Origin of the sequence: Erythrobacter litoralis (assembly GCF_029760855.1) — a bacterium.
Taxonomy (GTDB): domain Bacteria; phylum Pseudomonadota; class Alphaproteobacteria; order Sphingomonadales; family Sphingomonadaceae; genus Qipengyuania; species Qipengyuania litoralis_A.
Map to the genome: position 1 here is coordinate 67,127 of NZ_SOSI01000005.1, position 19,014 is coordinate 86,140.

Below are 19,014 nucleotides of genomic sequence, written 5' to 3' on the forward strand. Positions count from 1 at the left end.
ATGGATGAATACGATCCTCGCCGGAACCGCCATCAGGACCATGATCTCTGGCCCGACGCGAAGAAGGAAGTGCAGGGAATGGCGAAGGGCGGTCTCGATCACCCGTCGACCAAACCTGTCCTGACGGGTGCCGCTGTGGGTGCGGTGATCGGCGGCGTGCTGCCGGTCGTCACCTGGCCTCTCGGTCTGGCTGCCGGTGCGGGCTACATGCTGTACAAGCGCCTGCGCCCGTAGATGCGCTGCCCCTTCTGCGCGCATGACGACAGCCAGGTAAAGGACAGCCGCCCGGCGGAGGATCATGCTTCCATCCGTCGGCGTCGTCAGTGCTCGCGATGCGGGGCGCGTTTCACCACCTTCGAGCGCGTGCAGTTACGCGAAGTCACCGTCGTCAAAAGCGGTGAGCGACGCCAGCCTTTCGACCGCGACAAGCTGGAACAGTCGATCGCCCTGGCCTGCCGTAAGCGGGACATTGCACAGGACCGGATCGACCAGCTCGTCAGCGGCATCCAGCGTCAGGTCGAAACTGCCGGCGACAGTGAAATCGCCTCCAGCCGCATTGGCGAACTGGTAATGGACGGCCTGCGGCAGTTGGATACGGTCGCCTATATCCGCTTCGCCAGCGTTTATCGCGACTTCAGCGAGGCACGTGATTTCGAGGAATTCGCCAGCACCGTGCAGGACGCGGCCGCAAACGAGCGGGGCTGATATGAGCGACCCGGCAATCGTCCTGATCCGCCCCCAGCTTGGCGAGAATATCGGTAAAGCCGCCCGGGCCATGCTTAACTTTGGGCTGACCGATTTGCGCTTGGTCGAGCCTCGCGACGGGTGGCCGAACCCGTCCGCCGGTCCTGCTGCAGCCGGGGCTGACATCGTGCTGGAGAAAGCGCAGGTTTTCGGGACCACTGCCGAGGCGGTCGCCGATTGCGCACATGTCTATGCGACCACCGTGCGCAAACGTGGGGTCACCAAGCCGGTCCACACACCGGAAGAGGCGACGCGAGAGATGAGGGATGCGAAGGGACGTAGCGCAATCCTGTTCGGACCGGAGCGCTCCGGCCTAGAAACCGAAGATGTCGCTCTTGCCCGCGCAATCATCACCGTGCCGATCAATCCCGAATTCGGTTCACTGAACCTCGCACAGGCCGTGATCCTGTGCGCCTACGAATGGTCGAAGACGGATCCGACACTGGTCCAGCCGACGCTGGAAGAGCAATTGCCCCCCGCTCCGCAGGAGGAACTCGAAGGCCTGATCGCCCATCTCGAAGCGATGCTCGAACCGAAGGGGTATTTTTTGCCCGCAGCACGCGCCGACTCGACACGCCGCACCCTTCGGGGGTTGCTGACTAAGCCGAGGTGGAACCACCTCGAGGTCCGCACTCTGCGTGGTGTTCTGTCCAGCCTTGAGCGGAAGGCTAGGACCTGATTCGCTCCCACTCGACCAACTCGTAAGCGATCGAGGTTTCGACAAGGCTCTCCCACAGTTCTACGATCCGTTCGCCCGGCAAGCCTCGCGCGTCTGCATCCGCCCGGGCATTCGCGATCACCTCTGCCTTGCGCTCCTTGTCGCGCACGGCGTTGCGATCAGTCTTGATGCGGGCGGCGGCGCGCATGTAGCCGAAGCGCCGGTCGAGCAGCGCGATCAATTCGCGGTCGGTGGCATCGACGCCGTGGCGCACATCGGCCATCGTTTGACACATATCGGGCAGCAGGTAATCGTCGCTCATGACGCGGGCGCTTGCCCAAGCGACCCGCGCTTGTCGAGGCCAAAGCATTCCCGCTCTCGACAGCGCGGCCCGGTATCGTCATGGAACGGCGCATGGCGAGCCAACCCAACACCTATCGCAACCAGCCCGACGAACGCGGCCATTTCGGCGATTATGGCGGACGCTATGTCGCCGAGACGCTCATGCCGCTGGTCCTCGATCTCGAGCGGGAATACCGGAAGGCGCAGGCCGATCCGGAGTTCAAGCGCGAGTTCGACGACCTGCTCGAACATTATGTGGGCCGCCCTTCCCCGCTTTATTTCGCAGAACGGCTGACCGAAGCGGTCGGCGGGGCGCAGATCTGGTTCAAGCGCGACGAGCTTAACCACACCGGCGCGCACAAGATCAACAATTGCATCGGGCAGATCCTGCTCGCGATCCGCATGGGCAAGACGCGCATCATCGCGGAAACCGGCGCGGGCCAGCACGGCGTCGCCACCGCCACCGTCTGCGCGCGCTTCGGCCTGCCTTGTGTGATCTATATGGGCGCAACCGACGTGGCGCGGCAGCAGCCCAACGTATTCCGCATGAAGCTGCTCGGAGCGGAGGTGGTGCCCGTAACCAGCGGGCGCGCCACGCTAAAGGATGCGATGAACGAGGGGCTGCGCGACTGGGTCGCGAATGTGCACGACACCTTCTACATCATCGGCACCGCTGCCGGCCCGCATCCCTATCCGGAACTCGTCCGCGATTTTCAGAGCGTGATAGGCAAGGAAGCGCGCGTGCAGATGCAGGATCGCATCGGCCGCCTGCCCGATCTGCTGGTGGCGGCCATCGGTGGCGGTTCCAACGCGCTCGGCCTGTTCCACCCCTTCCTCGACGATCCGGACGTAAAGATGCTCGGTGTCGAAGCGGCAGGACACGGCCTCGACGGCAGCGAACACGCTGCCAGTCTGCTGGGCGGGTTTCCCGGCGTGCTCCATGGTAACCGGACCTATCTGCTACAGGACGAGGACGGCCAGATCACCGAAGGCCATTCGATCAGCGCCGGCCTCGATTATCCCGGCATCGGCCCCGAACACGCCTGGCTGAAAGACACCGGTCGGGTCGAATACACGGCGGTGACGGACGAGGAGGCGCTGGAGGCGTTTCAGCTTCTTTGCCGCACCGAGGGCATCATCCCCGCCCTCGAGCCGAGTCACGCCATCGCGGCAGTCGCCAAGCGTGCGAAAGAGATGCCGAAGGACAGTATTATCCTCGCGAATTTATGTGGACGCGGGGACAAGGACATCTTCACCGTGGCCGAAAGGCTTGGAGTGGAGATGTGATTTTCCACATCACTCAAAGCAAAACGCGGTATACGCTGCTGATGATTATGGGCTTTGGAATCGTTTGGCTCGGCGACCTGTTGATGGGTTCAAATGATATCCGCGATAATGGCTTACTGCTACTGCTTGGGATGACCTTCGGTTTTGCTCTGACTGAGTTGTGGTCGCAACATCGCTTGAGAACGAAGGAGCCGTAATGCTGAAGCGCCTTGCATACGGATTTGCAGCCCTTTTCTTCCTTCTCGGCATTATGGCCGCACTTTTCGACATGCGAAGCTTAGGGATGATGATAGCAGTCCTGACTTCATTGCTTCTCGCAGCCATACTTTTCACAATCTGTGCCGTCGTCGATATCCGACGCGGAGACTTGATGCTACGGCCCGCTAAGGCCGCTAAATATGCTGTGATCATTTTTCTCGTTTATCTCGGCTTGAGAGCGTTTCTACGATTCGTATTTTTGATCCCGAGGTCGAATGGACGTATGAAATATTAGTCTCTGCTTTCGTGGGACTGTTTTTCGGCTTTTACCTCACTCGCTATCGGCGCCGAGTATAGTCGGCGAGACCTTAGCGACGTAGGTGCTTGGGTTGCGATCCCAATCGACCAAGCATCTGAAATATGTCATTTGAAACACGGTAAGAGATACAGGCTTTCCTACAACAACGCGATACCCGCAGAAGCTCATTACGAGTGCAAATTTCTTTTTTACCGGCCCAAGAGGCCAATCCTGAGCAGTTACTCTTTATGCCCTGAACCCTGTTCCATGTGTTCCATCCAGTAGGACTCCGCATTTTCGAATGAAGCCATCGACTCGCCTTTCCGCCGCCTTCTGCAAGCCCAACCCCGCGCTCGTCTGCTTCCTTACGGCGGGAGACAGCGACACCGCGGCCAATCTCGATGCGCTGGTCGAGGGCGGTGCGGATGTGATTGAACTCGGTATGCCCTTTACCGATCCGATGGCAGACGGCCCGGCAATCCAGAACGCGAATATCCGTGCGCTCGGCAACGGTACGACGACGGCGCAGGTCTTCGCCATTGCCGCCTCCTTTCGCGAACGCCATCCGGACGTCCCACTGGTGCTGATGGGTTATGCCAATCCGATGGTGCGGCGCGGGTCGGAATGGTTCGCGGCCCAATGTAAGGCAGCCGGGATCGACGGGGTTATCTGCGTTGACATCCCGCCAGAGGAGGACGAGGCGCTCGGCCCCGCCCTTCGCGCCGCCGGTATCGCGCCGATCCGCCTCGCCACACCGACCACCGATGCCAAGCGTTTACCTGCCGTGATCGAGGGGAGCGAGGGGTTCCTCTATTACGTCTCGGTCGCCGGGATTACCGGCAAGCAACAGGCGGCGCAAACATCGATCGAGGAAGCGGTCGCGCGATTGAAGGCGGCGACGGACCTGCCGGTCGCGGTCGGCTTCGGCATCCGCACGCCCGAACAGGCGGGCGCGGTGGCGAAGGTGGCGGACGGCGTGGTGGTCGGCTCCGCGTTGGTGGAACTGTGCGCAAAGCATGGGGCGGACGCGCCTAAGGCTATACGGGAACTCACCGCTTCCCTGGCCGAGGCCGTGCACAGCGCGCGCTGACCGTTTGAGCTTTACGACAATTCCCTTATAGCGCCGCCCCCATGAACTGGTTCAATCGCGTCCGTAACAACCTGCCGTTCCTGCCGAAGCGTACGACGGACGAGAATCTTTGGGTGAAATGCCCGAACTGCCAGCAGATGGTGTTCGCGCAGGAATATCACGACAATAGCGACGTGTGCCCACGCTGCGGCCATCACGGGCGGATCGGCGCGGATCGCCGCCTCGCCATGCTGCTCGATGAAGGGTACGAGGTTCTGCCCATTCCCGAGGTGCAGGAAGATCCGCTCAGGTTTCGCGATTCCAAACGCTATACCGACCGGTTGAAGCAGGCGCGCGCGAAGAGCCCGCACCGCGATGCCTTCCTGGTAGGGTCCGGCGCGGTCGATGGACGTGCTGCGGTGATCGGCGTGCAGGATTTCGGGTTCATGGGAGGCAGCATGGGCATGGCGGTCGGCAAGGCCTTCTGCGAAGGTGCGGAGAAGGCACTCGGGCGCCGCTGCGCCTATGTGGTCGTGACGGCGGCGGGCGGCGCTCGGATGCAGGAGGGCATCCTCAGCCTCATGCAGATGCCGCGCGCCACGGTAATGACGCGGCGGCTGAAGGAGGCGGGCCTCCCCTATATCGTGATCCTCACCGATCCGACGACAGGCGGCGTGACGGCGAGCTATGCAATGCTGGGCGATATCCATCTCGCCGAACCGGGCGCACTGATCGGCTTCGCCGGTCAACGCGTGATCCAGGACACCATTCGCGAGCAGTTGCCAGACGGTTTTCAGCGCGCGGAATATCTGCACAAGCACGGCATGGTGGACATGGTGGTGCATCGCCACGACCTGCGCCGGACGCTGGCCGACCTGCTCGGCTATCTCGAACCGCAAGCGGCCGCCTGAGGCGCCATGCGCGATTTCGCGCGGTCGGACGATCCGGCGGTCCAGTCGCAGCTCGACCGGCTGGCTGCTCTTTCCGTGCCACAGGGGCGGCTAGGGCTGGAGACGATCCGGGCGCTGCTGGCACGGCTGAGCAATCCGCAGCGGCGGCTGCCCCCGGTGTTCCATGTCGCCGGGACGAACGGCAAGGGCTCGACCTGCGCCTTCCTGCGAGCCATTATGGAGGCGGACAGCAAGCGCGTCCACGTGACGACCAGCCCGCATCTGGTGCGCTACAACGAACGCATCCGGGTTGCGGGCGAGCTTATCCGCGATGCGCGTTTGGCGACGGTTCTTTCCGAGGTGCTGGACGCCGGAGAGGATCTTGGACCGAGCTTCTTCGAGGTGACTGTTGCGGCGGCTTTCCTGGAGTTCTCACGCGTACCGGCGGATGCCTGCGTGGTGGAGGTTGGCCTCGGCGGACGGTTCGATGCCACCAATGTATTAGGGGAGGATGTGCTTGCGGCGTGCGGGATCGCAGCGCTGGGGATCGATCACGAACAGTTTTTGCTGGCACCGGAAGGCGGAGTGCCGACAGAACCTCTGGCGCGGATTGCGTTCGAAAAGGCAGGAATAACGAAACCGGGAGTACCGCTCTGCGCGTTGTCCTGCCTCCCCGCCCCCATGCTTGAAATCGAGCGCGCAGCGATGACGAACGGCGCGCCATTGGCGCTTGGCGGCCGGGACTGGCAGGTGAGTGTCGATGTGGCCGGGCTGCATTACGAAGATCGACATGGCCCTCTCGAATTGCCCATCCCGCATCTCCTCGGCGCGCATCAGGCAGAAAATGCCGGGCTGGCGATCGCAATGCTGCGGCATCAGGATCGAGTGTCAGTCGGCGTGGAATCTTACGTCGAGGCTATGGCGACGGCACAATGGCCCGCCCGCCTCCAACGGCTCGGTCCCGGTCCGCTCGCCGGAACGCGCGAGGTATGGCTCGACGGGGGGCACAATGCCAGCGCCGGTGCCATGCTGGCGGCGCATTTCGCAGGGCGACCGCTGCATCTCGTCATCGGCATGCTGACGGCGAAGGACCCGGCCTCACTCGTGAGGCCGCTGGCCACTTCCCTGCAGAGTATTACGGCGGTGCCCGTGCCGGGTCACGAATGGCATGGAGCCGAGGCGTTCGGCGTGGATGCGAGACTGGTAGAGGATGTGGCCGTGGTAATGGCGGATTTGCCCGATGATGGGCTGCCAGTACTTATCGCAGGCTCGCTGTACCTAGCCGGCGAAGTCCTGCGATTGAACGGCGAGATACCTCGATAGCCGCTTAAGTAGCAGCCACCTCACCGGCCTCTGGCGCCACAACTCCCGCCGCGGCTTTCGATCGGCTTTCACGCCACCACTCGATACACACCAGCGCCACCGCGCCGAAGCCGATAAACGTGGTCAGCACGAAGACGTCGTAATATCCCTGTACCTCGATCATTTCGCCTAGCGCTCCTCGGCCCAGCGTGCCGACCAGCAGTGTGATCGAGCTTAGCAGCGCATATTGCACCGCGCTGAATTTCTTCGACACGATGGAGGAAAGCCAGGCGACATAGGCCGCGCCGGCGATCCCCACGGCAAGGTTTTCAAACATGATTGTGAAGGTCAGGCGCGCAAGGCCTTCTGCCTCTACAAACGAGATACCAGCCAGAAACTCGATCAGTGCAGTGAAGCCTATCGCGTCGCTCGCCGCTTGCATGTAACGCCCCCCGGCAGCAAGATCGGCATAGAGTAGGTTCGTCAACGCGGCGAGGAGACCTCCGGTGGCCAGGGTGAACATCCGGCCTAATACCGTCAGCATCCAGCCGCCAAGCGCCAGCCCCGCGATGATGGCGAATACCCCGAAAAACTTGGACGCAAAGGCCACCTGGTCGTTCGAATACTCGAGCTCGCCGAGATAGAACGGGTAGGCAAAGGTGCCCCAGATTGCGTCGCAGATGCGGTAGGTCAGCACCACCGCAAGTATCAGGATCAGCGACCAGCCCATCCGCCCTACGAACTCGACCAACGGCAGCACGAGCGCGCGATAGAGATGGTCCGCCGCATAACCGCTGCCCTTGGCAGGCGGGGCGTCCTCGGCGAGAACGTGTAATCCTTTGCGCTTCTGCCCGGCCAGCCAACCGGCGATCAGCGCCGGCAGCACTATGGTGGCGACGATGATCCAAGGGCCGACATTCAAAGTAAAGTCGGTCGGGTTCGGGCGATCTTCCGGCGCGTAAGTCATCGACATAACCATAAAGGTCAGGACCACGCCGATCGCACCGGCCCACAATAGACCTACTAAAGCCAGCGCCTTGTTGCGGATTGAGGGAGTCAGCTCGCCGGCATGCCGCAAGGCGCGAACCTGCGCGTCACCCTCCGTATCGGCGATCCCAGCATCGCCGTCCGCATTCGGAGCGAACAAGCCCACGAAGCCGATGGCGAGCAGGATGGCGCCCATAAGCATATAGGTTTGCGGCCAGCCGATACGCGCCGCGATTATGAGACCCAAGGCGCCGCCCACGAGGGAAGAAAGCCGGTATCCCATTTGGTAAACGGTCGAGAGGATGTCGATCGTCGCCTCGTCGTCGGCAACGTCGATGCGCCAGGCGTTGATAGCGATGTCCTGCGTCGCCGAAGCGAACGCCCCGATTCCCGCAAGCAACGAAAACCAGCCCAATTGCGTGCGCGGCTCCAGCAGCGCCAGCATCACAAGGATCGCCCCCAACAGCAATTGCATTGGGACGATCCACTGCTTGCGCTTGCCGAGCTTGCGCAGCAGCGGGATCTCAACCTTGTCGATCAACGGTGACCACAGGAACTGAAAGGCATAGGCGAGGCCGATGAGCGAGAAAATGCCCATCGTCTCGAGATCGACGTCCGCCTCGGTCAACCATGCAAACAGCGTTCCGAGGAACAGCGCGAAGGGCAGACCGCTGGCGAACCCGAACAGCAGCATGAAGCCGGTCTTGCGGTTGCGCAAAGCCAACGCCAGCACGCGCCATTTCGATTGTTTCGGTTCGGCGGTGGCCTCTGCCATGCGATCCCTTCCTTTATGCCCTCAAGTTTGAGACACTAGCGGGACGAAAGAGGAAGGAACAGGCACGATGAACGACGCGTTGTCGAAACTTGCCGGACGCAGGCCGACGGACGGCATGCTGGCCTTGGCGCAGGACATCGCCGAAAACCGGCAGCGCGAAGGCCTCCCGCAAAGCAGCGTGCCCGCCCATGTCTACACCGACCCCGGTTATTGGCAGCGCGAGAAGGCCGCAATTTACGACCGGATGCCGCAAATCCTGTGCCCAAGCGCGCTCTTGCCCGATCCGGGCATGACGGTGCCCCACGATGCAACCGGCCGTCCGTTGCTGATCACGCGCGACAAGGACGGGATTGCACATGTCTTCCTCAACGTTTGCCGTCATCGCGGCACGCGGCTGGTCGAGGGAAGCGAAGTGCAATGCACGAAGCGGTTGGTCTGTCCGTATCACGCGTGGACCTATTCGGTGGACGGTCGGCTGCTTGCCCTGCCCCGCCCCGATACGTTTCCGGACCTCGACAAAGAGGAGATGGGTCTGATCGAACTCCCGTCGCGCGAAAGCGGGGGACTGATCTGGTTCTCACCGAACCGCGGAGGCGCGGACTTCTCCGATATTGAAAAGCTCGGCGAAGATTTCGACGCACTTGGCATGGGCGAGCACGTGCTGTTCCGTAGGAAAACGCACGAAGTGGCGGGCAATTGGAAGCTTATCATGGACGCGTTTCTCGAAAGCTACCATGTCACGCGGTTGCATGCGAAGACGATCGGGCCATTCTTCAAGGACGGGATAACCAGCGGCGACATGATTGGCCCGCATTCGCGCAGCGCCGTCGGTCGGCTTGAGGATATGGAAGCGATCGATCTCACCGATATGGCGCAACTGCGCCGCGTGGTGACCTTTGCTTACCAGTTGCTGCCGGGCGCGTTGATCATCCCCAGCCCCGATTACATCAACGTAATGGTGATGATGCCGCAAGCGCACGACCGGACGCTGGTGGAAGATTTCATGCTGATCCCGGAACATCCGACGACCGACAAGGCAAGGGCGCATTGGGAGAAGAGCTGGGCGCTGCTCGATGGCGGGGTGTTTGCGAGCGAAGACTTCCGCGCCGCCGAACTCGGGCAACAGGGCCTTGAGAGCGGGGCGGTGGCCGAATTGACACTCGGTACGCTGGAGACCGGCGTGCGGCGATATCACGAGACGGTGGAAGAGGCGTTGCGCACGGCGAACTGAACTCGTATCCGCGCGCCGATGGCCGATAACAGACTTCCCGAAGCGGGCGACCGGATCGCCAAGCTACTTGCCCGTGCCGGGATCGCAAGTCGACGCGAAGTCGAACGCATGATCGCCGACGGCCGCGTAGCGGTGAACGGAAAGGTGCTCGACACGCCTGCGGTTAAGCTCGACAATCTGAAGGGCGTGACGGTGGACGGCAAGGCGGTGGAAGCGGCGGAAGCACCGCGCCTGTTCGCCTTCCACAAACCGTCGGGCCTACTGACGGCTGAACGCGATCCGCAGGGAAGGCCCACGATCTATGCGGCGTTGCGGAACGCTTTGCCGCGCGGTGCGGGACGGGTGATGCCGATCGGTCGGCTTGATTTTACGACCGAGGGTCTTCTGCTGCTCACGAACGACGGCGAGTTGAAGCGGGCCATGGAACTGCCGTCGACAGGCGTTCCGCGCACCTATCGTGCCCGCGCCTTCGGCGACATTACGCAAGCCCAGCTCGACGATCTGATCGAAGGGATCGAGATCGACGGCGTTCGCTATGGCAGGATCGAGGCCGATCTCGAACGCGGATCGGGCAAGAACCGCTGGATCGAAATGACGCTGACCGAGGGCAAGAACCGCGAGGTCCGCCGGGTGCTCGAGCACCTCGGATTGCAGGTGAACCGATTGTTGCGCACAGCCTATGGTCCTTTCGAGCTGGCCGATTTGCCGCGCGGCCAGGCCGTCGAAATCCGCCAGGTCGACGTCGAACGCTATCGCAAGACCCTGGTGCGCGGACAGGCATGAGGATTATCGCAGGCGACTGGCGCGGGCGGACTATCCATGCTCCGCGCGGCGAGACGACTCGTCCGACCGCCGACAGGACGCGCGAAACGATGTTCAACATGCTCGTTAGCCGCGTCGGCAGCTTCGACGAGCTAAGCGTCGCGGACCTGTTTGCAGGCTCCGGTGCGCTCGGTCTTGAGGCATTGTCCCGCGGTGCAGCCCACTGCCTGTTCGTCGAACAGGACGGTGACGCCGTGAAGGCGATGCGGAAGAACGTGGAGGCGTTCGACGTCCGGCGGCGCGCAACGATACAGCAGGGTTCGGTGATGACCCTCGGGCCTGCGAAGGTGCCGCATGACCTCATCCTCCTCGATCCGCCTTACGATACGGGAGCGGGAAACGTCGCGCTGGATCGCTTGCTGCGGCTCGGCTGGATCGGTCCGGCGACGTGGATCGCGCTGGAGACGCGGCGCCAGGAAACGGTCACGATCAACGGGTTGGAGGTCTCGGCAGAGCGCAAGGTGGGCAAAGCCCATATCTGGCTGATGCAGCTCGCCGGATTGCGGACATGAAAGAGACGGGGCCGCGAAGCCCCGCCTTTCCGAGTAATTTACGGCATTTATTAGTCGTCGGCCATGCGGTCGGCCGGGAAGTTATCGAGCGGGCGGGTTACACCGCGACCACGCTCGCCGGCTTCCCAAGCGTTGATGCAATTGTCCTGCGCGTTGCTTTCGCAAATCGGAAGATCGCCGGTCGGCGGACCCTGATCTCCCGGCGTCGCTTGAACTACTTCGCTACGAACGAAACGCATATTGCCGGATGCCATCGTGCCGGTGGTCGAAGATCCCGCCATGTTGCTGGTCATCGAGCCGGTTGTCGAACTGTTCGCCATTCCGGTCGTGCCGCTGTTGTTCATCGAACCGGTGGTGGAGCTACTCGTCATACCGCTCGTGCTGGCCGAACCATTCACCATGCCCTGTGAACCGGTAGCCGCCGTATTGCCGTTCATCTGTGCGGCAATTGAAGTCCAAGCTGCGGTGCGCTGTTCCGGCGTCATCTGCATGATGCGCGATTGCTGATCGCTGGTCAGAACCCACCAGGCGCGCGTCTGAACGGGCGTGAGCGTCCAGTAATATTCCTGCGATGCCATATCGAGGTTGTCGTACGCCGTCTGACGATCTGCCGGCCACGTGTCGTACATGCCCTGCTGGCTGGTCGACATCGAATAGGCTTCACCATCCATGTCTTCCATGGTGTCTGCCTGGTCAGTGGTCTGCATCGTCGACCCGGTCGTCGATGGCATGGTGTTGGAGGGGTTGCTCGTCGATTGGGCGAATGCGGGGGCCGCGATCATCGCGATGGCAGCGGCACCGGAAAACATTAATGTACGCATGGGAGAAAACTCCTTCTTCCTTTGAATTGCCTAGTTTACGCGAAAGGGAGGGCGTCGGTTCCGAACCGGCCTTGCCTGACTGCACCCCGTTCCCTAACTGTTCACCATTCCATGAGCAGCGAACCCGCCCTTCCCGCCGCGATGGAGGCACCTTCCGCGCCTCCTTATGCGCAAAAACTCAATCCGCCCCAGCGCGAGGCCGTCCTGACGACCGAGGGGCCGGTGCTGATGCTGGCGGGGGCCGGTACCGGGAAGACGGCTGCGCTTACCGCGCGGCTGGCACATCTTATCGCAACGCGCTCTGCATGGCCCAGCGAGATACTGTGCGTGACCTTCACCAATCGCGCCGCGCGCGAGATGCGAGAGCGCGTCGGGCGGCATATCGGGCCGGCGGTGGAAGGGATGCCGTGGCTCGGCACGTTCCATTCCATCGGCGCGAAGATGCTCCGTCGGCATGCAGAACTGGTCGGGTTGAAAAGCAACTACACAATCCTCGACACCGACGATCAGTTGCGCCTTCTGAAGCAACTGATCCAGGAAAACGAGATCGACGAGAAGCGCTGGCCCGCCCGCCAGCTTGCCGGTCTGATCGATCGCTGGAAGAACCGCGGCCTCAATCCCGGCGATCTCGATGCGGTTGAGAACGAAAGCTACGCCAATGGTCGGGGCGAGCAGTTCTACAAGCTGTATCAGGACCGGTTGAAAGCGCTCAATGCGTGCGACTTCGGCGACCTGCTGCTGCACATGCTCAACATCTTCCGCGAACATCGCGATGTGCTGGAACAGTATCACAAGCGCTTCAAATACATCCTCGTCGACGAGTATCAGGATACCAATCAGGTCCAGTATCTCTGGCTGCGGTTGCTGGCGCAGGCACGCAAGAATATCTGCGTGGTAGGGGACGATGATCAGTCGATCTATTCCTGGCGCGGGGCGGAAGTTGCCAACATCCTCAAGTTCGAGAAGGATTTTCCGGGCGCCGCTGTCATCCGGCTGGAGCAGAACTATCGCTCGACGCCGCAGATCCTTGCCGCCGCATCGGGTCTGATCGACGCCAATCGCGACCGACTCGGCAAGACGTTGTGGACCGAATTGCCGAATGGCGAGAAGGTTCGCGTCATCGGCGTGTGGGATGCACCAGAAGAAGCGCGCCGGGTCGGCGAAGAGATCGAGCGGCTGGAGAGCGAAGGCGCCCCGCTGGATCAGGTCGCGATCCTCGTGCGGGCGCAATATCAGACGCGCGAGTTCGAGGACCGCTTCATTCAGATCGGCCTCAATTACCGCATTGTCGGCGGCTTTCGTTTCTACGAGCGTGCCGAGATACGCGATGCTCTCGCCTATCTGCGAGTAATCGCGCAACCGGCCGACGATCTTGCGTTCGAGCGTATCTACAATCAACCAAAGCGCGGCCTTGGTGCCAAGACGCTGGAAGCGATGCGCCGCCATGCGCGCCGGACGCGGCAACCGCTTGCCGCCGCCAGCCTCGATCTTGCCGATAGCGACGAATTGCCGAAGCGGGCGAGCAATACGCTCGTTGGTCTGTTAAGTCTGTTCGTGCATTGGCGCGAACAGGCGGAGAAGGTCACGCCGTCCGAGCTCTTGCGCTTGGTGATGGCCGAAAGTGGCTATGACGAGATGCTCGCCAAGGATCGCAGCGCGGAAAGCGCGGGCCGTGCGGAAAACCTCGTCGAACTTGCACGCGCGATGGAAGAATACGAGGACCTAGGGGATTTCCTCGAGCATGTCGGGCTCGTCATGGACAATGACCGCGCGGGCGATGGCGAGAAGGTCACTATCATGACCATGCACGCCGCCAAGGGGCTCGAATTCGACCACGTTTTCCTGCCGGGTTGGGAAGAAGGCGTCTTTCCCAGCCAGCGTGCGATCGACGAAGGCGGGCTCGCCAGCCTCGAGGAAGAACGACGTCTCGCCTATGTCGCCATAACGCGGGCCCGGCGGCGATGCACCATCCTTCACGCCGCCAATCGCCGCATTTACGGCCAGTGGACCAGTTCCATTCCTAGCCGCTTCGTCGAGGACTTACCGGACGAACATATCGTCAGCGAAACCACGATGACGGGCGGTGCTTCGCTATGGCGCGCAAACTGGAGCGAGACCGAGGATCCCTTCGCCCATGTCGCGCGCGACGCTCCCGGGCGGCAGGACAAGCGCGGTCCGGGCTGGCAACGCGCGCTTGCCTCGGGCTACGACCCCGCGCCCGTCCGGGTGAAGGAGAACACCCGCTCCGCCGCCAGCTTCGCCGCCAAACCGCGCGGCGATATCGCGATCGGCGCGCAGGTATTTCACGACAAGTTCGGCTACGGCGCGGTGATCGATCAGGAAGGCAACAAGCTCACGATCAATTTCGAGACTTCGGGCGAGAAGCGCGTGCTCGACAGCTTCGTTAAGCTCGCCGATCAAGCGTGACTATTCGGGTCTGATACGAATTTCGTACGAAGCGACGAAAGCCTAGATTGCAGAGACCTCGAGGAAACCCGGGATCGGACCGTTCCAATCACCAGGAGCACTTTGCTCGTCTTGGCCGTTTTCAACGCGGCTGCGCGCACGGCGCGGCTCGCGCTTGGGTGCAGGAACAGACGTATGGTCTTCAACTTCGTCTTTCCGGCGTGGTTTGCGAGACGGCTGCTTTTCTTCGGACGGTGCAGTGCTCTTCTCGACCAGATCGACGCGCACATCGCTCTTCCCGAATACCGGGATCTCGTTCTTCGTCAGCTTTTCGACATTGCCGATCGCCTCCGCATCCTCGTCGGTGACGAAAGTGAAAGCGCGCCCCTTGGCCCCTGCCCGACCCGTGCGGCCGATGCGGTGGACGTAATCGTCTGGATGCCATGGCGTGTCGAAATTGAAGACATGGCTGACGCCCTTGATGTCGAGTCCGCGTGCGGCGACATCGGAGGCGACGAGGATGTTGACCTCGCCCGCCTTGAACCGGTCCAGCTCCTTGATGCGGCTCGACTGGTCCATGTCCCCATGGATTTCGCTGCTGCGGAAACCGTGGCTTTGCAGGCTCTTGTTGAGCTCGCGCACGGTCGTCTTGCGATTGGCGAAGACGATCGCCGTGTCCACATGATCGTGATTCAGCAGCCAGCGCAGCGTCTCGCGTTTCTGGCGCGGTTTCACCGGCACCTTGAATGCGGTGATGTCTTTGTTGGTGGTCGCCGCGCGGCTGACTTCGATGCGCTTCGGATTGTTGAGAAACTTCTTCGCAAGTTTCTCGATCGGCGGCGGCATCGTCGCACTGAACAGCATGGTCTGCCGCGTTTCCGGCAGTTTCGAACAGATAAATTCGATGTCGGGAATGAAGCCCATGTCGAGCATCCGGTCCGCCTCGTCGATCACCAGCAATTCGCAGCCGTTAAGCAAGATCTTGCCGCGTTCGAAAAGGTCCATCAGCCGGCCCGGCGTCGCGATCAGGACGTCGACGCCTTCATTCAGCGCCTTGACCTGATCACCCATCTGCACGCCACCGATCAGCAGCGCGAGCTTGAGATCGTGGTTCTTGCCGTATTTCTCGAAGTTCTCCGCCACCTGTGCAGCGAGTTCGCGCGTTGGTGCAAGGATGAGGCTGCGCGGCATCAGGGCGCGGCGGCGTCCGGCCGCCATCACGTCGATCATCGGTAGAACGAAGCTGGCCGTCTTCCCGGTACCCGTCTGTGCTATGCCGATGATGTCCTTCATCATCAGGACGGGCGGAATGGCTTGCGCCTGTATAGCTGTCGGCTCGGTGTAGCCTGCATCTTCAACGGCTTGCAGCAAGCTTGCGGATAGGCCGAGATCGGCGAAATTCATGCGGAGCGGTACGCCCTTCGGTTCGATGGGAAATCACACGCGTCGCGATATTCGACGACAGCGTCGCGCGCCTGTGCGTCGAAAAGGGACGAAAGTCAACCGAAAGCGCGATTAGAGCGGAGTGACCTCGACGAGGTTATGAAGTTTCTCGACCTCGCATTTCGCACCTGAGCGGCTCAGAAGTTTGTCGCGTTTGACGCAGAGTTTGCCGTCCTTGCTGCGCTCCATGTAAAAGCCTTGGTAAAAATCGCGCGGACTGCACCCGTTCTCGAGCTTGGCCGTGACCATCCGCCGGTCGCGCGTCAGAATCAATAGGCGATTACCGCGAGTCGATACGGCGGCAATGGTTGCGCTTTCGATGCAATCGGGATGCGGACGTTCGACGAATTGCGGGGGCCGCGATCGTGGGCGGGGCTGTTCGGGCAGGAAAGAGCTTCGCATCGTGCCGGACATCGGAGAAATTCTTATGATCACTCGCCGCTCGATCCGAACCTGCTGCTCGGTTCGCGGCTGCGCGGGTTCGAGAAGCGGCGTCCAGCCCGGTGCGCGGTCCGACAACGGAAGAGCTACGACCGGAGGTTTGGCTGGTCGCGATTGCCGCAGTACCTGCCGATCTTCCGGAGAAACCGTGCGATCACTTGGCGCGATGCCCGTTGGGACGAGCAAGGCCAGAGAAGCTAGAAAGGCGAGCGGGTTCGGCATGCCGTGTTGCGTTCTCCTCGTTCCCGGCTCTATCGCCGTCCGGTGTGGCTTCGACGAGCTAGCATCTGCTATTGAACGATGGCTTAATCGCTGCTCCGCATGAGCGGCATGCATATTCGAGATGACCGATCGAGGACGAAAACCAAGCGCTATGGACCGTACCCAATTCCTTGACGACATAGCGAAGCTTTTGGGATCGCGCGGTTTCACGCAGGACCCGGAACTCGTCGATCCGTGGCTGACCGATTGGCGCGGTCGCTATACCGGAAGGGCCTTCGGCCTCGCCTCTCCCGCTTCCACTGCCGAGGTCGCCGCCCTTGTCTCATTGTGCGCGCGGCACGGCGTTCCGATCGTGCCACAAGGAGGAAACAGCGGCATGTCGGGCGGAGCGACGCCGGACGAAAGCGGCGAGCAGATCATCTTGTCGTTACGACGGATGAATGAAATCAGATCCTTCGATGTCGACGCGCTTCAGATAACCTGTGATGCGGGAGTGGTCTTGCAAACATTGCACGAGGCGGTGGACAAGGCTGGCCTGCGCTTTCCCCTCACGCTCGGCGGCAAAGGATCGGCGACGATAGGCGGACTGATCTCCACTAATGCGGGCGGCACGCAGGTTCTGCGGCACGGGACCATGCGCGCGCAGGTTCTCGGCATCGAAGCGGTCATGGCGGATGGTACCGTCATCGACACGCTCACACCGCTGAAGAAGGACAATCGCGGGTTCGATCTCAAGCAGCTGCTGATCGGATCGGAAGGAACGCTTGGCATTGTGACAGGTGCTACCTTGGGTCTTCTGCCTGCGATCGGAGAGCGTTTCGTGGTGTGGGTAGGCCTTGCCAGTATTTACGATGCGCGAACGCTACTCGTCGCGTGCGAGCGCGAAGCTGGCAATACGCTCGAAGGCTTCGAGGTCATCCCGAGGCACAGCCTCGATGCGGTGCTCACTCATCTACCCGATGCCCGCCACCCACTGGACGGCGATCACGCCTGGTACGCGCTAATCGAATTCGCCGACACTGTCAGAAGCGGAGGCACGTTGCAGGAAACGGTCCATACCTTGCTCGAAAGCGCGATGGAACGCGGCCTCTTCGAAGACGCGACCATCGCCGCCAACGAAAAGCAGGCGGACGATTTCTGGCTGCTGCGTGACAGCATCGCCCCGGCCGAGCGCGCTATCGGCCCCGCCATGCAACACGATATCTCTGTTCCTGTCGCCAAAATGGCAGATTTCGTCGAGACGGCGAGTAGTAAGGTCGAACGGCGCTTCGAAGGCACGCGCGCCGTCGCATTCGGGCATCTGGGCGATGGCAACGTGCACTTCCATGTGCTGGCGCCGCAAGGTGCGAAGCGCGGCGAATGGGAAGCGGAGCAGGGCAAGGCGGTAAGTCGGTTCGTGCACGACCTCGTGACCGACTGGAACGGTTCGATCAGCGCCGAACACGGCATCGGACAAGTCAAACGCGACGAACTCGGGCGGCTGGGCGATCCCGCGGCTCTGGCCGTCATGCGTAGTGTGAAAGCCGCACTCGATCCGCAGGGCATCCTCAATCCGGGCAAGCTGGTCCCGCTTGCACAAGACGCGGCGAAGCACTAAGCGCGGCGCGTCGTTCGGGGAGGACGACATAGCCTCGCCCGCCCCGCTTTATTCAAGCTCACGCTTTTCGGAGAATTCACATGGCGAGCGCGCCGCAGCAGCCCCAACTGCCCCTGTTCTACAACGACCTGATGCCCCTCAACAGCCAGGATCATCGCAAGTATCGCACGCGCTCGATCGACAAGGCGCCTTGGCTTGCAAAAGCGCACGCCCTACCCATCACCGTCGATGAGTTCGTCCAGGCACAGCGTAATTTCCCGATCGTATTCTCGTCGGGCGAAAATCCGCTTCCCCTTGCCCTGATGGGCCTCAACGAGGGCGTGAACACTTTCGTCGACGAAGAAGGCAAGATGGACGAGCCGGTCTATCTTCCCGCTTATGTTCGCCGTTATCCTTTCATGCTTGCCCGCCTGAAGCCCGATAGCGACGAGCTTTCACTGTGCTTCGACCCGACGAGTGATGCGATCGGCGAATTCGACCAGGGCGAGATACTGTTCGATGACGGCGCGCAGACCACCGATGCGACGAAGCGCATTCTGGAATTCTGCCAGCATTTCGAACAGGCCGCCCAGCGCACGCAAGCGTTTCTTGAAGAACTTAAGAAGTCCGACCTGCTTATGGATGGCGAAGTCTCGATCCAGCAGGACGGTCAGGAACAGCCCTTCATCTATCGCGGTTTCCGCATGGTCAATCAGGAAAAGCTGCGGGAAACGAGTGCTGAGAAGCTGGAAGAGTGGAACAATAACGGACTTTTGCCGCTCATTCATGCTCACCTTTTCTCGCTCGATTTGATGCGCACCATCTTCGCCCGACAGGTTCATCAGGGTAAGGCGCCGAAGCCGCAAGCACAGACTCCGACCGGGACAATGAACTGACCATCACCCGCGGGGTGAAAGCGGTGAACGGTTGCGGCTTTGCGGTGGTGCAATATTCGCCGCTAAGAACGCTTGAAACCGCCGCTGCGTTTAA

19 protein-coding genes are annotated in these 19,014 nt (G+C 61.6%); 14 read left to right on the forward strand and 5 right to left on the reverse strand.

The features are described from left to right. The 3 genes from E3U23_RS10440 to E3U23_RS10450 are packed head-to-tail and all read left to right on the forward strand — an operon-like array spanning window position 1 to window position 1,423. A complete protein-coding gene (locus E3U23_RS10440; protein WP_279351207.1) occupies window positions 1-234 on the forward strand; it encodes a hypothetical protein in 234 nt (77 codons plus the stop codon). Beyond that, the gene (nrdR, locus tag E3U23_RS10445) at window positions 235-705 is read left to right on the forward strand and encodes a transcriptional regulator NrdR (RefSeq protein WP_279351208.1); all 471 of its coding nucleotides are present in this window, start codon (window positions 235-237) and stop codon (window positions 703-705) included. A 1-nt stretch (window position 706) separates the two neighbouring features. Further along, the gene (locus E3U23_RS10450; protein ID WP_279351209.1) at window positions 707-1,423 is read left to right on the forward strand and encodes an RNA methyltransferase; all 717 of its coding nucleotides are present in this window, start codon (window positions 707-709) and stop codon (window positions 1,421-1,423) included. Here E3U23_RS10450 and E3U23_RS10455 read toward each other — a convergent pair. Next, window positions 1,413-1,724 (reverse strand): chorismate mutase, encoded by a 312-nt coding sequence (locus E3U23_RS10455; RefSeq protein ID WP_279351210.1) that lies wholly within the window; start codon window positions 1,722-1,724, stop codon window positions 1,413-1,415. The two genes, E3U23_RS10450 and E3U23_RS10455, sit on opposite strands and share 11 nt — an antisense overlap. Before the next feature lie 92 nt (window positions 1,725-1,816). On the opposite strand from E3U23_RS10455, the gene trpB reads away from it, so the two are divergent. The 5 genes from trpB to E3U23_RS10480 all read left to right on the forward strand — a co-directional run bounded on the left by trpB (window position 1,817) and on the right by E3U23_RS10480 (window position 6,809). After that, the gene (gene trpB / locus E3U23_RS10460) at window positions 1,817-3,031 is read left to right on the forward strand and encodes a tryptophan synthase subunit beta (RefSeq protein ID WP_279351211.1); all 1,215 of its coding nucleotides are present in this window, start codon (window positions 1,817-1,819) and stop codon (window positions 3,029-3,031) included. Then, window positions 3,028-3,228, forward strand: coding sequence for a hypothetical protein (locus E3U23_RS10465; RefSeq protein WP_279351212.1), 201 nt, complete (start codon window positions 3,028-3,030; stop codon window positions 3,226-3,228). Before trpB ends, E3U23_RS10465 begins: the two co-directional genes overlap by 4 nt. Window positions 3,229-3,828: 600 nt before the next feature. Then, window positions 3,829-4,617, forward strand: coding sequence for a tryptophan synthase subunit alpha (trpA, locus tag E3U23_RS10470; protein ID WP_279351213.1), 789 nt, complete (start codon window positions 3,829-3,831; stop codon window positions 4,615-4,617). Between the two features lie 41 nt (window positions 4,618-4,658). Further along, window positions 4,659-5,507: an acetyl-CoA carboxylase, carboxyltransferase subunit beta gene (gene accD, locus E3U23_RS10475; protein ID WP_279351214.1), complete on the forward strand. Its 849-nt coding sequence runs from the start codon at window positions 4,659-4,661 to the stop codon at window positions 5,505-5,507. Window positions 5,508-5,513: 6 nt separating this feature from the next. Further along, window positions 5,514-6,809 carry a bifunctional folylpolyglutamate synthase/dihydrofolate synthase gene (locus E3U23_RS10480; RefSeq protein ID WP_279351215.1) on the forward strand — a complete coding sequence of 432 codons (1,296 nt, stop codon included), beginning with the start codon at window positions 5,514-5,516 and terminating at the stop codon, window positions 6,807-6,809. A 4-nt stretch (window positions 6,810-6,813) separates the two neighbouring features. Here the strand turns inward: E3U23_RS10480 and E3U23_RS10485 are convergent, their stop codons facing one another. Then, window positions 6,814-8,550 (reverse strand): AmpG family muropeptide MFS transporter, encoded by a 1,737-nt coding sequence (locus tag E3U23_RS10485; RefSeq protein WP_279351216.1) that lies wholly within the window; start codon window positions 8,548-8,550, stop codon window positions 6,814-6,816. Between the two features lie 67 nt (window positions 8,551-8,617). Here E3U23_RS10485 and E3U23_RS10490 point away from each other — a divergent pair, with 67 nt between their 5' ends. The 3 genes from E3U23_RS10490 to rsmD are packed head-to-tail and all read left to right on the forward strand — an operon-like array spanning window position 8,618 to window position 11,115. After that, window positions 8,618-9,781 (forward strand): aromatic ring-hydroxylating oxygenase subunit alpha, encoded by a 1,164-nt coding sequence (locus tag E3U23_RS10490; RefSeq protein ID WP_279351217.1) that lies wholly within the window; start codon window positions 8,618-8,620, stop codon window positions 9,779-9,781. An 18-nt stretch (window positions 9,782-9,799) separates the two neighbouring features. Then, on the forward strand, window positions 9,800-10,564 hold the full coding sequence (locus E3U23_RS10495; protein WP_279351218.1) for a pseudouridine synthase: 765 nt from the start codon (window positions 9,800-9,802) through the stop codon (window positions 10,562-10,564). Further along, window positions 10,561-11,115, forward strand: a complete 555-nt coding sequence (rsmD, locus tag E3U23_RS10500) for a 16S rRNA (guanine(966)-N(2))-methyltransferase RsmD (protein WP_279351219.1) — start codon at window positions 10,561-10,563, stop codon at window positions 11,113-11,115. The genes E3U23_RS10495 and rsmD overlap by 4 nt, the downstream gene beginning before the upstream one ends. Before the next feature lie 50 nt (window positions 11,116-11,165). Here rsmD and E3U23_RS10505 read toward each other — a convergent pair whose 3' ends face one another. After that, window positions 11,166-11,936 (reverse strand): hypothetical protein, encoded by a 771-nt coding sequence (locus E3U23_RS10505; protein WP_279351220.1) that lies wholly within the window; start codon window positions 11,934-11,936, stop codon window positions 11,166-11,168. 111 nt (window positions 11,937-12,047) lie between these two features. On the opposite strand from E3U23_RS10505, the gene E3U23_RS10510 reads away from it, so the two are divergent. Continuing rightward, window positions 12,048-14,363 carry an ATP-dependent helicase gene (locus tag E3U23_RS10510; RefSeq protein WP_279351221.1) on the forward strand — a complete coding sequence of 772 codons (2,316 nt, stop codon included), beginning with the start codon at window positions 12,048-12,050 and terminating at the stop codon, window positions 14,361-14,363. Between the two features lie 42 nt (window positions 14,364-14,405). Here the strand turns inward: E3U23_RS10510 and E3U23_RS10515 are convergent, their stop codons facing one another. Beyond that, window positions 14,406-15,746: a DEAD/DEAH box helicase gene (locus E3U23_RS10515; protein ID WP_279351222.1), complete on the reverse strand. Its 1,341-nt coding sequence runs from the start codon at window positions 15,744-15,746 to the stop codon at window positions 14,406-14,408. A gap of 111 nt (window positions 15,747-15,857) precedes the next feature. After that, on the reverse strand, window positions 15,858-16,448 hold the full coding sequence (locus E3U23_RS10520; protein ID WP_279351223.1) for a hypothetical protein: 591 nt from the start codon (window positions 16,446-16,448) through the stop codon (window positions 15,858-15,860). A 151-nt stretch (window positions 16,449-16,599) separates the two neighbouring features. Between E3U23_RS10520 and E3U23_RS10525 the strand changes: the two genes are divergently transcribed. After that, window positions 16,600-18,045 carry an FAD-binding oxidoreductase gene (locus E3U23_RS10525; protein WP_279351224.1) on the forward strand — a complete coding sequence of 482 codons (1,446 nt, stop codon included), beginning with the start codon at window positions 16,600-16,602 and terminating at the stop codon, window positions 18,043-18,045. A gap of 80 nt (window positions 18,046-18,125) precedes the next feature. Further along, window positions 18,126-18,920: a SapC family protein gene (locus tag E3U23_RS10530; RefSeq protein WP_279351225.1), complete on the forward strand. Its 795-nt coding sequence runs from the start codon at window positions 18,126-18,128 to the stop codon at window positions 18,918-18,920. The last annotated feature ends 94 nt before the right edge of the window (window positions 18,921-19,014 follow it).

What these genes read in the sequence shown, in the direction of transcription:
- E3U23_RS10490 (WP_279351217.1), top strand. Translation starts at nt 8,618, where the DNA reads ATGAACGACGCGTTGTCGAAACTTGCCGGACGCAGGCCGACGGACGGC.
- E3U23_RS10450 (WP_279351209.1), top strand. Translation starts at nt 707, where the DNA reads ATGAGCGACCCGGCAATCGTCCTGATCCGCCCCCAGCTTGGCGAGAAT.
- E3U23_RS10510 (WP_279351221.1), top strand. Translation starts at nt 12,048, where the DNA reads ATGAGCAGCGAACCCGCCCTTCCCGCCGCGATGGAGGCACCTTCCGCG.
- rsmD (WP_279351219.1), top strand. Translation starts at nt 10,561, where the DNA reads ATGAGGATTATCGCAGGCGACTGGCGCGGGCGGACTATCCATGCTCCG.
- E3U23_RS10505 (WP_279351220.1), bottom strand. Translation starts at nt 11,936, where the DNA reads ATGCGTACATTAATGTTTTCCGGTGCCGCTGCCATCGCGATGATCGCG.
- E3U23_RS10520 (WP_279351223.1), bottom strand. Translation starts at nt 16,448, where the DNA reads ATGCCGAACCCGCTCGCCTTTCTAGCTTCTCTGGCCTTGCTCGTCCCA.
- E3U23_RS10530 (WP_279351225.1), top strand. Translation starts at nt 18,126, where the DNA reads ATGGCGAGCGCGCCGCAGCAGCCCCAACTGCCCCTGTTCTACAACGAC.
- E3U23_RS10480 (WP_279351215.1), top strand. Translation starts at nt 5,514, where the DNA reads ATGCGCGATTTCGCGCGGTCGGACGATCCGGCGGTCCAGTCGCAGCTC.
- accD (WP_279351214.1), top strand. Translation starts at nt 4,659, where the DNA reads ATGAACTGGTTCAATCGCGTCCGTAACAACCTGCCGTTCCTGCCGAAG.
- E3U23_RS10485 (WP_279351216.1), bottom strand. Translation starts at nt 8,550, where the DNA reads ATGGCAGAGGCCACCGCCGAACCGAAACAATCGAAATGGCGCGTGCTG.
- E3U23_RS10495 (WP_279351218.1), top strand. Translation starts at nt 9,800, where the DNA reads ATGGCCGATAACAGACTTCCCGAAGCGGGCGACCGGATCGCCAAGCTA.
- E3U23_RS10525 (WP_279351224.1), top strand. Translation starts at nt 16,600, where the DNA reads ATGGACCGTACCCAATTCCTTGACGACATAGCGAAGCTTTTGGGATCG.
- E3U23_RS10440 (WP_279351207.1), top strand. Translation starts at nt 1, where the DNA reads ATGGATGAATACGATCCTCGCCGGAACCGCCATCAGGACCATGATCTC.
- nrdR (WP_279351208.1), top strand. Translation starts at nt 235, where the DNA reads ATGCGCTGCCCCTTCTGCGCGCATGACGACAGCCAGGTAAAGGACAGC.
- trpB (WP_279351211.1), top strand. Translation starts at nt 1,817, where the DNA reads ATGGCGAGCCAACCCAACACCTATCGCAACCAGCCCGACGAACGCGGC.
- trpA (WP_279351213.1), top strand. Translation starts at nt 3,829, where the DNA reads ATGAAGCCATCGACTCGCCTTTCCGCCGCCTTCTGCAAGCCCAACCCC.
- E3U23_RS10515 (WP_279351222.1), bottom strand. Translation starts at nt 15,746, where the DNA reads ATGAATTTCGCCGATCTCGGCCTATCCGCAAGCTTGCTGCAAGCCGTT.
- E3U23_RS10455 (WP_279351210.1), bottom strand. Translation starts at nt 1,724, where the DNA reads ATGAGCGACGATTACCTGCTGCCCGATATGTGTCAAACGATGGCCGAT.